Origin of the sequence: Modestobacter caceresii (assembly GCF_000761485.1) — a bacterium.
GTDB lineage: Bacteria > Actinomycetota > Actinomycetes > Mycobacteriales > Geodermatophilaceae > Modestobacter > Modestobacter caceresii.
The window spans coordinates 22,774-32,758 of record NZ_JPMX01000018.1; the positions used below are offsets into that span (position 1 = coordinate 22,774).

The 9,985-nt window shown below is 74.0% G+C and carries 10 protein-coding genes and 1 pseudogene; all 11 read right to left on the bottom strand.

Translation table 11 applies throughout. The features are described from left to right. Positions 1-4: 4 nt before the first annotated feature. Positions 5-754 (bottom strand): YebC/PmpR family DNA-binding transcriptional regulator, encoded by a 750-nt coding sequence (locus tag IN07_RS05530; protein ID WP_036334214.1) that lies wholly within the window; start codon positions 752-754, stop codon positions 5-7. Then, entirely contained in the window at positions 751-1,428 is a 678-nt protein-coding gene (gene pdxT, locus IN07_RS05535; RefSeq protein ID WP_036334216.1) for a pyridoxal 5'-phosphate synthase glutaminase subunit PdxT, read from the bottom strand. Before pdxT ends, IN07_RS05530 begins: the two co-directional genes overlap by 4 nt. Further along, positions 1,425-2,330 (bottom strand): pyridoxal 5'-phosphate synthase lyase subunit PdxS, encoded by a 906-nt coding sequence (gene pdxS / locus IN07_RS05540; RefSeq protein ID WP_156119049.1) that lies wholly within the window; start codon positions 2,328-2,330, stop codon positions 1,425-1,427. The genes pdxT and pdxS overlap by 4 nt, the downstream gene beginning before the upstream one ends. Before the next feature lie 64 nt (positions 2,331-2,394). Continuing rightward, positions 2,395-2,919 carry a hypothetical protein gene (locus IN07_RS05545; protein WP_036334219.1) on the bottom strand — a complete coding sequence of 175 codons (525 nt, stop codon included), beginning with the start codon at positions 2,917-2,919 and terminating at the stop codon, positions 2,395-2,397. Between the two features lie 11 nt (positions 2,920-2,930). Next, entirely contained in the window at positions 2,931-4,157 is a 1,227-nt protein-coding gene (locus IN07_RS05550) for a glycosyltransferase family 4 protein (protein WP_036334221.1), read from the bottom strand. Continuing rightward, positions 4,157-5,119, bottom strand: coding sequence for a phosphatidylinositol mannoside acyltransferase (locus IN07_RS05555; protein WP_052090880.1), 963 nt, complete (start codon positions 5,117-5,119; stop codon positions 4,157-4,159). The genes IN07_RS05550 and IN07_RS05555 overlap by 1 nt, the downstream gene beginning before the upstream one ends. Beyond that, a complete protein-coding gene (pgsA, locus tag IN07_RS05560; RefSeq protein WP_036334223.1) occupies positions 5,116-5,769 on the bottom strand; it encodes a phosphatidylinositol phosphate synthase in 654 nt (217 codons plus the stop codon). Before pgsA ends, IN07_RS05555 begins: the two co-directional genes overlap by 4 nt. Further along, positions 5,770-6,390, bottom strand: a complete 621-nt coding sequence (locus IN07_RS05565; protein WP_231558014.1) for an HIT family protein — start codon at positions 6,388-6,390, stop codon at positions 5,770-5,772. Further along, entirely contained in the window at positions 6,387-8,465 is a 2,079-nt protein-coding gene (gene thrS, locus IN07_RS05570) for a threonine--tRNA ligase (RefSeq protein ID WP_036334225.1), read from the bottom strand. Before thrS ends, IN07_RS05565 begins: the two co-directional genes overlap by 4 nt. A gap of 80 nt (positions 8,466-8,545) precedes the next feature. Further along, the gene (locus IN07_RS05575; RefSeq protein ID WP_231558015.1) at positions 8,546-9,685 is read right to left on the bottom strand and encodes a CapA family protein; all 1,140 of its coding nucleotides are present in this window, start codon (positions 9,683-9,685) and stop codon (positions 8,546-8,548) included. Positions 9,686-9,756: 71 nt separating this feature from the next. Beyond that, a pseudogene (locus IN07_RS24575) lies at positions 9,757-9,985 on the bottom strand (hypothetical protein); the annotation flags it as partial.

Consider the following 9,985-nt stretch of genomic DNA (forward strand, 5'->3'; position numbering starts at 1 on the left):
GTCCTTACGCGATGGACTCCATGACCTCGTCGGAGACGTCGTAGTTCGCGTACACGTTCTGCACGTCGTCGAGGTCCTCGAGGGCGTCGATGAGCCGGAAGACCTTGCCCGCGCCGTCGGCGTCCAGCTCGACCTGCACGCTGGGCAGGAAGCCCATGTCCGCGGAGTCGTAGTCGATCCCGGCGTCCTGCAGGGCGGTGCGCACGGCGACCAGGTCGGAGGGCTCGCAGACCACCTCGAAGGTGTCGCCCAGGTCGCGGACCTCCTCCGCGCCGGCGTCCAGCACGGCCATCAGCACGTCGTCCTCGGTGGTGCCGGTCGCGGGGACCACGACGACGCCCTTGCGGGAGAACAGGTAGGAGACCGAGCCGGGGTCGGCCATGTTGCCCCCGTTGCGGGTCATCGCGGTGCGCACCTCCATCGCCGACCGGTTCTTGTTGTCGGTGAGGCACTCGATCAACACGGCGACGCCGCCGGCGGCGTAGCCCTCGTAGGTGATGCCCTGGTAGTCGACCCCACCGGCCTCGAGGCCACCGCCGCGCTTGACCGCGCGGTCGATGTTGTCGTTGGGCACCGAGCTCTTCTTCGCCTTCTGCACGGCGTCGTAGAGCGTCGGGTTGCCCGACAGGTCAGCGCCACCGGTGCGCGCGGCGACCTCGATGTTCTTGATCAGCTTGGCGAAGAGCTTGCCGCGCTTGGCATCGATGCCGGCCTTCTTGTGCTTGGTCGTCGCCCACTTGGAATGCCCGCTCACGCCGTTCTCCCCTCACTGCCCGCGTCCGCTCCGGCGCCGGCACTGCTCGCATGGTCTCGTGCCCTCATCGCCGTCGCCTCCCGCACCAGCTCCACGAACAGCGCGTGCACCCGGCTGTCGCCGGTCAGCTCGGGGTGGAAGCTGGTGGCCACCAGCCGGCCCTGACGGACGGCGACGATCTTACCGTCGGCCGGTCCGCCCTCCACCCGGCCGAGCACCTCGACGTCCGGGCCGGCCGCCTCGACCCACGGCGCCCGGATGAAGACGGCGTGCACCGGCGGCCCCGGGACCCCGGCCAGCTGCACCGCGGTCTCGAAGGAGTCGACCTGCCGGCCGAAGGCGTTGCGGCGCACCGTCACGTCCAGACCGCCGATGGTCACCTGGTCGGCCGGGGCGTCCAGCACCGTGTCGGCCAGCAGGATCATCCCGGCGCACGACCCGTAGGCGGGGAGCCCGGCGCGGACGGCGTCCCGCAACGGCTGCAGCATGCCGAACCGCTCGGCGAGCTTGCCCATCGTGGTGGACTCCCCACCCGGCAGGACCAGCCCGTCGACCTCGGCCAGCTCACCGGGCCGGCGCACCGGCCGCGCCCGGGCCCCGGTCGCCCGCAGGGCGGCGAGGTGCTCGCGGACGTCGCCCTGCAGCGCGAGCACCCCGATCGTCGGCGGGGTCACCAGCCGCGCTTGGCGTACTGCTCGCTCTCCGGCAGCGTGCTCACGTTGATGCCGACCATGGCCTCACCGAGCCCGCGGGAGACCTTGGCGATCACCGACGGGTCGTCGAAGAAGGTGGTGGCCTGCACGATCGCGGCAGCGCGCTGGGCCGGGTCACCGGACTTGAAGATGCCCGAGCCGACGAAGACGCCCTGGGCGCCCAGCTGCATCATCATCGCCGCGTCGGCCGGGGTGGCGATGCCGCCGGCGGTGAACAGGACGACGGGCAGCGCGCCGGTGCGGGCGACCTCGACCACCAGGTCGTACGGGGCCCGCAGCTCCTTGGCGGCGACGAACAGCTCGGTCTCGTCCAAGGTGCCCAGCCGCTTGATGCCGGCCCGGATCGCCCGCATGTGCCGGGTGGCCTCGACCACGTTGCCGGTGCCGGCCTCGCCCTTGGAGCGGATCATCGCCGCGCCCTCGGAGATCCGCCGCAGCGCCTCGCCCAGGTCGGTGGCGCCGCAGACGAAGGGCACGGTGAACGCGCGCTTGACGATGTGGTGGGCCTCGTCGGCCGGGGTGAGCACCTCGGACTCGTCGACGTAGTCGACGCCGAGCGCCTGCAGCACCTGGGCCTCGACGAAGTGGCCGATCCGGGCCTTGGCCATCACCGGGATGGAGACCGCGCCGATGATCCCCTCGATCATGTCGGGGTCGCTCATCCGGGCGATGCCGCCCTCGACGCGGATGTCGGCGGGCACCCGCTCCAGGGCCATCACCGCGACCGCGCCGGCGTCCTCGGCGATCTTGGCCTGCTCGGGGGTGACGACGTCCATGATGACGCCGCCCTTCAGCTGCTCGGCCATCCCGCGCTTGACGCGTTCGGTGCCGGTGCCGGTGGGCTCGCTGTTGTTCAGGGACACGCTGCTGCCTCGCAGGTCGTCGGGCCGGGGACCGGCGGGAGGGGACGTCCCAGCGTACGGCGGGTCAGCCGGCGGACCGCGCGGTGCCGGTGAGCACTGCGTCCAGGCCGTCGTCGATGTCGAAGTACCGGGGCAGCGGCCGGTCGGCGTGCAGCCGCAGCACCCGGGCCAGCCGGCCCCGGCGCAACGTCCGGGTGTCCCGGACGGCGTCGTTGTAGAACCGCCGGGCCAGCCCCACCCGCATGCCGGCGTCCTGCAGCTCCGGGGGCAGCACCCCGGTGGGGACCCGGCGGAGCCACCGGCCCAGCAGGTTCTCGGCGGCCTCCCGGTCCCCGGCCGACGGCGCCCGGGCCCCGGCCGCCGCGGTGGCCAGGGCGGCGGCGAGCTCGGGACCGAGGTCCTCGGCGTGCTCCCGGGCCAGCGCTGCCGCCAGCTCGGCCCGCCGCAGCAGACCGGCGTCGAGAACCTCCCGCGCCCGGCGGACCCGCCCGGCCAGCCGGCGCAGCCGGGTGAGCGTCCAGCCGGCCCAGCCGAGCACCAGGACCACCAGCAGACCGGCGGCGAGGAGCAGCCAGGTCGCGGTGGTCATGGGGTCCGAGGCTAGCGGCGCGCCCGCCTGCGGAAGGGCCCCGACGGCCCGGGTCCGCCGGTGGCGTCGGGCACGTTCCCCAGCAGCGCGTCGTCGTCGGCGGCGGAGGCGGTGACCCCGGTGCCACCCGGCGGAGCGACGGTCTCGTAGACGGCGAGGATCCGCCGGGCGACCACCGCCCAGTCGTAGTCGGCCACGGCCCGCCGGCCGGCTGCCTGCAGCTCGGCCCGGCGGGCCGGGTCGGCCAGCAGGCCACCGAGCGCCGCGGCCAGCGCGGCGGCGTCCCCGCGCTTGACCAGCACACCGGCGGTGCCGTCCTCCAGGACCCGGGCGAAGGCGTCCAGGTCGCTGGCGACCACCGGTGCGCCGGCCCCCATCGCCTCCAGCAGGATCACGCCGAAGGACTCCCCCAGCAGGTTCGGGGCGCAGTAGACGTCGACCGAGCGGAGGAAGGCCGCCTTGGCCGACTCGTCCAGCTCCCCGAGCACCGTGACGTGCGGGCGCAGCTCGTCGGCCACCAGCTCGTCCAGCTCGTCGGGGTCGCCGCGGCCGGCGATGAGCAGGCGGGCCCGCGGGTGCTCGGCGACCACCGTCCGCATCGCCCCCAGCAGTACCGGCAGGCCCTTGCGCGGCTCGTCGTAGCGGCCGAGGAAGCCGATCGTCGGGGCATCGGTGCCCCGGGCATGGCCGGGCAGCGTCGGCCCGTCGGCGAAGGCCGCCACGTGCACCCCGTTCGGGATGACCACCGCGTCCCCGCCCAGGTGCTCCACCTGGACGCGGCGGGCGAAGTCAGAGACCGCGATCCGGCCGCTGATCCGCTCCAGCCACGGGCGGGCCACCGGGCCCAGGGCGGCCAACACCTTGGACCGGGTGGTCGCCGCGTGGAAGGTTGCCACGATCGGGCCGTCGGCGATCACGCAGACGAGCAGGGAGAGCGAGACAGACGCCGGCTCGTGCACGTGGACGACGTCGAAGTGCCCCTCCCGCAGCCAGCGCCGGGCCCGGGCCGCCGCGACCGGGCCGAAGGAGACGCTGGCCATCGAGCCGTTGTACGGGACCGGCACCGCCCGGCCGGCCCAGGTGACGTGCTCGGCCGGCAGGTTCTCCTCGTGCTCGGCGGGGGTGAGGACCTCCACGGAGTGGCCGAGGGCTCGGAGTGTCTCCGCCAGGTCGCGCACGTGGTACTGGACGCCGCCGGGGACGTCCCACGAGTAGGGGCAGACCAGGCCGATCCGCATCAGCCCACCTCCGCCGGTGGCGCGGACACGGCCGGGAGGGCGGGCGCGCGCCCCTCGGGGCCCACCTCGGGCCAGACCCGGCCGAGCACGTGCCAGTCCTCGGGGCGCTCGGCGATGGTCGTGGCGAAGGCGTCGGCGACCTGCTGGGTCGCCCCGCTCACCCGGTCCCGCAGCCGACCGGGCCCGTCCAGCGGGACCGGCGGGTGGACGACGAACTGCCACCCCGTGCCGTCGAACTGGCAGACGGCGGGCAGCAGGGTGGCCCCGGTCTGGGCCGCGACCAGCGCCGGACCGCCGGGCATCGTCGTCCGGCGGCCGAAGAAGGTGACCGGCACACCGCTGCCGGAGAGGTCGCGGTCCATCAGCAGGCACGCGGTCCCGCCGTCGGCCAGCCACTCCCGCAGCACCGTCGAGCTGGGGCGCTCGCCGCCGGTGAGCGGCACGACCCGCATGCCCAGCCGTTCCCGGAAGGCGACGAACCGGCGGTACAGCGACTCCGGCCGCAGCCGCTCGGCGACGGTCAGGAAAGGGCCGCCGAGCCAGGCGATGAGCCACACCCCGGCGGCGTCCCAGTTCCCGCTGTGCGGCAGGGCCAGGACGATGCCGCGGCCCTCCGCACGGGCGCGCTCCAGGTGTTCCCTACCGCGGATCGCCGAGCCGGTGAGGATCCGCTCGGTGGAGAGCGTCGGCAGGCGGAAGGCCTCCTGCCAGTACCGGGCGTAGGACTGCATCGCCCGGCGGGTGAGGGCGTCGAGCGCGGCGTCGTCGAGGCTGCCGCCGGTGACGACGTCCAGGTTCGCCCGCAGCTGCCGGGCGCCCCGCCCGCCCCGGCGCACGGCGAGCGCGCCTGCCGCGGCGGAGCCGGCCCGGGCCACCGGCTCGGGCAGCAGCCGGACGACCCGCCAGCCGGCTGCGTACCCGGCGTCGGTGAGCCGGGCGAGCAGGTCGACGCGGCGGCTCACGGCGTGGGGCGCCCGGACGCCTCGTCGGGCGAGGACGTCGGCAGCTGCAGGCCGCGGGACTCCCGGCGGACCGCCGCGAAGCGCTGTGCGACCGTCACCGCGCTGCCGGCCAGCAGCACCCAGAGGGCGACGTGGACCGCGTACGGGATGCCCAGGCCGGTGAAACCGGTGCCGACCAGCACCAGGATCAGCCGCTCGGTGCGCTCGACGACGCCGACGTCGGCCGACAGCCCGACGCCCTCGGCGCGCGCCTTGACGTAGGAGGTGAGCACCCCGAGCACCAGGCACAGCAGGGCGAGCAGCACCAGCAGCCGGTTGTCCCCCGCCCCGGAGTACCACCAGACCAGCCCGCCGAAGATGGCGGCGTCGGCGGCCCGGTCACCGGTGGAGTCCAGCACCGCGCCGAACACCGAACCGCCCCCGCGGGCGCGGGCCAGAGCGCCGTCGAGCATGTCCAGCAGCACGAAGACGGTGACGGCCAGCGCGCCCCAGAAGAGCTGGCCGTTCCCGATCAGGAAGACCGCGGAGACCACCGCGCCGAGGGTGCCGGTGAGGGTGACCGCGTCGGCGGTGACCCCGGCCCGGACCAGGCCGCGCACCACCGGCGCCCAGAACCGGGCGACGGCCGGCCGCAGGTTGACGCCGAGCACTCAGGCCACCGTCGGCTGCGGTGCGGGACCGGTCGGCTGACCTGCGTCCGGCCAGGCACCGGCCAGCAGGGCGCGCGTCTCGGCCAGCACCTGCGGCAGCACCCGGGTCAGCCCGATCACCGGCATGAAGTTGGTGTCCCCGCCCCAGCGCGGCACGGCGTGCTGGTGCAGGTGGTCGGCGATCCCGGCGCCGGCCACCGATCCCTGGTTCATGCCGACGTTGAAGCCGTGCGCGCCGCTGACCGACCGCACCACGCGCATCGCCGTCTGGGTGAAGGCGCCGAGCTCGGCGACCTCGGCGATGGTCAGGTCGGTGTAGTCGGGGACGTGCCGGTACGGCACGACCATCAGGTGGCCGGCGTTGTACGGGTAGAGGTTGAGGACGGCGAAGACCGTCTCGCCCCGGGCCACGATCAGCCCGTCCTCGTCCGACATCGCCGGGATCAGGCAGAACGGGCAGTCGTGGTCGCCGCTCGGCTTGTTCTCCCCGCGGATGTAGGCCATCCGGTAGGGCGTCCACAGGTGCTCGAAGCCGGACGTCGGTCCGTCGTCGTCGTTGCGCACCGGCACCCGGTAGGCAGCCGCCCCCTCGTTCACGTCCCCGCCCATGTCCTCGCTCATCCGGCCACCATCGGGGTCTCCGCGGTCGGGTCGGTGTTGTGCCGCCCCTCGACCCAGGCGGCGACCTGGGCCACCGCCTCGGCGACCGGGACGCCGTTGCGCTGCGAGCCGTCCCGGTAGCGGAACGAGACCGCCCCGGCCTCGGCGTCGGTGGCCCCGGCGATCAGCACGAAGGGCACCTTCTGCTTGCTGGCGGTGCGGATCTTCTTCTGCATCCGGTCGTCGGAGTCGTCGACCTCCACCCGGATGCCGCGCTGACGCAGCTGCAGGGCGACGTCGGTCAGGTACGGCACCTGCTCGTCGGTGATCGGGATGCCGACCACCTGGACCGGGGCCAGCCAGGCCGGGAAGGCGCCGGCGTAGTGCTCGGTCAGCACCCCGAAGAACCGCTCGATGGACCCGAACAGCGCCCGGTGCAGCATCACCGGCCGCTGCCGGGACCCGTCGGCGGCGGTGTACTCCAGGCCGAAGCGCTCCGGCAGGTTGAAGTCGACCTGGATGGTCGACATCTGCCAGGTGCGCCCGATCGCGTCCCTGGCCTGGACGGAGATCTTCGGGCCGTAGAACGCGGCGCCACCCGGGTCGGGGAACAGCTCCAGCCCGGAGTCCACCGCGGCCTGCCGGAGCGCCTCGGTGGCGCGCTCCCAGCCCTCGTCGGTGCCCACCGACTTCTCCGGGTTCCGGGTGGACAGCTCCAGGTAGAAGTCGCTCAGCCCGTAGTCCGACAGCAGCCCCAGCACGAAGTCGAGCAGCCCACGGAGCTCCCCGGCCATCTGCTCGGGGGTGCAGTAGATGTGCGCGTCGTCCTGGGTGAACCCGCGGGCGCGGGTGAGCCCGTGGACGACGCCGGACTTCTCGTAGCGGTAGACGGTGCCGAACTCGAACAGCCGGAGCGGGAGCTCGCGGTAGGAGCGGCCGCGGGAGTCGAACACCAGGTTGTGCATCGGGCAGTTCATCGGCTTGAGGTAGTAGTCCTGCCCCTGCCGCCGGACGTTGCCGTCGCTGTCCCGCTCCTCGTCCAGCTGCATCGCCGGGTACATGCCCTCGGCGTACCAGTCCAGGTGGCCGGAGGTCTCGAACAGCTGACCCTTGGTGATGTGCGGGGTGTTGACGAAGGAGTAGCCGGCCTCCTCGTGGCGACGCTGGCTGTACTTCTCCAGCTCCCGCCGGATGATCCCGCCCTTGGGGTGGAAGACCGCCAGACCGGAGCCCACCTCGTCGGGGAAGCTGAACAGGTCCAGCTCGGAGCCCAGCCGGCGGTGGTCGCGCCGCTCGGCCTCGGCGATCTGCTCCAGGTACGCCTTGTGCGCGTCCTTGCTCTCCCACGCGGTGCCGTAGACCCGCTGCAGCTGCGGGTTCTTCTCACTCCCCCGCCAGTAGGCGGCGGCGCTGCGGGTGAGGGAGAACGCCGGGATGGTGGAGGTGCGGGGCAGGTGCGGGCCACGGCAGAGGTCGGTCCACAGCCGGTCGCCGGTGCGCGGGTCGAGGTTGTCGTACATGGTCAGCTGCGCGCCGCCCACCTCGACGTCGGCGCCCTCGGCGACCTCCTCGCCGGCCCCGTCCTGGCCGGCACCGCCCTTGAGCCCGATGAGCTCGAGCTTGTACGGCTCGTGCGCCAGCTCGGCCCGGGCCTCGTCGTCGCCGATCTCCCGGCGGCTGAAGTTCTGCCCCTGCTTCACGATCGCCTGCATGCGCTTCTCCAGCGCCTGCAGGTCCTCCGGGGTGAACGGGCGCTCGGGGTCGAAGTCGTAGTAGAACCCGTTCTCCACCGGCGGGCCGATGCCCAGCCGGGTGCCGGGGAACAGGTCCTGCACGGCCTGGGCCAGCACGTGGGCGGTCGAGTGCCGGATCACCGCGCGACCGTCGGCGCTGGCGGCGGGCACCGGCTCGACCTCAGCGTCGGCGTCCGGGGTCCAGCCGAGGTCCTTGAAGTCACCGGAGGCCAGCTCGCGGACGACGACCGCGCCGTCCGGGCCCTTCAGCGGCACCCCGGCGTCCTTGAGCGCCTGCAGGGCCGTCGTCCCGGCCGGCACCCGGATCGCAGCGACGGCGGTGGGCGAGGGCGGGGTGGACACGAGAGCTCCCGGGGGTCAGGCACGGTCCCGGCCGGTCGGCCGGGCCTGTCGAGACTAGTGCGCCGGGACGACGCCCCGGGTCAGCCGGGGACGATCGCGAGCCCCGCGGCGACCGCGCCCCGCGCGTCGAGCACCGCACCGATCCGTGCGGCGCTCTCCGGGTCGGCGGGCACCAGCCGGACGGCGTCGTCCCCGACCTCGATCCGCACCGGCACCGCCTCGGCCACCGACACGGCGAACCGGCCGTCCTCGCCCCGGGTGAAGGTGAACCGGGCGATCACCGAGTCCTCGGTGTCGTACCCGCGGGTGGCGTGCTCGGCGAGGTGGTTGCCCAGGCCGTAGGCCGCCCACTCCCCGTCGACCTGCTCGAACGGCTGGACGACGTGGGCGTGGTGGCCGAGGACCAGGTCGACGTCCGGGGAGGCGAGCAGCGTGCGCACCGCCTGCTCCTGCGCCGCCGTCGGCTCGTGGTCGTACTCGGCGCAGCAGTGCACGCTGGCCACCACGACCTCCGCGCCGGCGGCCCGGGCGGCGGCCGCATCGGCCAGCACGGCGCTGACGTCGGGCACCGCGAAGGTGTCGACGGCGAAGGGGGCGTCCGACGGGAGCGGGACCCCGTTGAGCGAGAACGTCGTGGACACGTGCCCGACGCGCACTCCCCCGACGTCGACGACCACCGGCTGCTCGCTCTCCGCCGCGCTGCGGTACGTGCCGGTGTGTGCGATCCCCGCGGCGTCGAGGGCGTCCAGCGTGCGGACCAGCCCGTCGAAGCCGTCGTCCAGCGAGTGGTTGGAGGCGGTGGAGCACAGGTCGTACCCGGCGCCGGCGAGGGCGTCGACGATCTCGGGCTGGGCGGCGAAGGACGGGTAGCCCGAGTAGGGCCCACCCACCGGTGCCACGGGTGTCTCCAGGTGGCAGATCGCCAGGTCGGCGGCCTGCAGCACCGGCGCGATCGGGGCGAAGACCGCCGAGAAGTCCCAGCTGCCGTCGGGCTGGCGGGCACCCGAGGTGAGCGCGCGGCCCTGGTGCACCAGCACGTCGCCGGTGGCGACCAGGGTGAAGGAGTCGGGGGCCGGTGGAGCCTCGGGCGTCGCTCCCGACGACGGCGCCGGGCTGCCGGGCTCGGCGACCGGGGTGGAGGTCGGCTCGTCGGTGCCGCAGCCGGCCAGCAGGACCACCAGCAGCGCCGCGAGCAGCGCCGGCGCAGCTCTCCTGGTCACGGTCGCCGAGGTTAGCGACCGCCGGCACCGGGGCCGATCCGGACACCTCAGACATCCCATGGTTCGGGAGGTTAAGCCGCGGCCGCGGTGATTGCGGGCCAGGCGGTGTCCTCGTCGTAGCGGGTTCTGGTCTTGAGGCAGCCGTGGAGGATGCCGACGAGTCGGTTGCCGAGTTGTCGGAGGGCAGCGTGGTGTCCGGTGCCGCGGGCGCGGATCGCGTCGTAGTAGGCGCGGGCGCCGGGTGAGAGGGTGTTGGGTATTTGATCGGCTACTTGTCGGAGTCGAGGTCTTCGGCCAGTC

Coding starts and splice junctions, on each gene's coding strand:
- IN07_RS05545 (WP_036334219.1), bottom strand. CDS start 2,919: ATGACCACCGCGACCTGGCTGCTCCTCGCCGCCGGTCTGCTGGTGGTC.
- IN07_RS05550 (WP_036334221.1), bottom strand. CDS start 4,157: ATGCGGATCGGCCTGGTCTGCCCCTACTCGTGGGACGTCCCCGGCGGC.
- IN07_RS05565 (WP_231558014.1), bottom strand. CDS start 6,390: ATGAGCGAGGACATGGGCGGGGACGTGAACGAGGGGGCGGCTGCCTAC.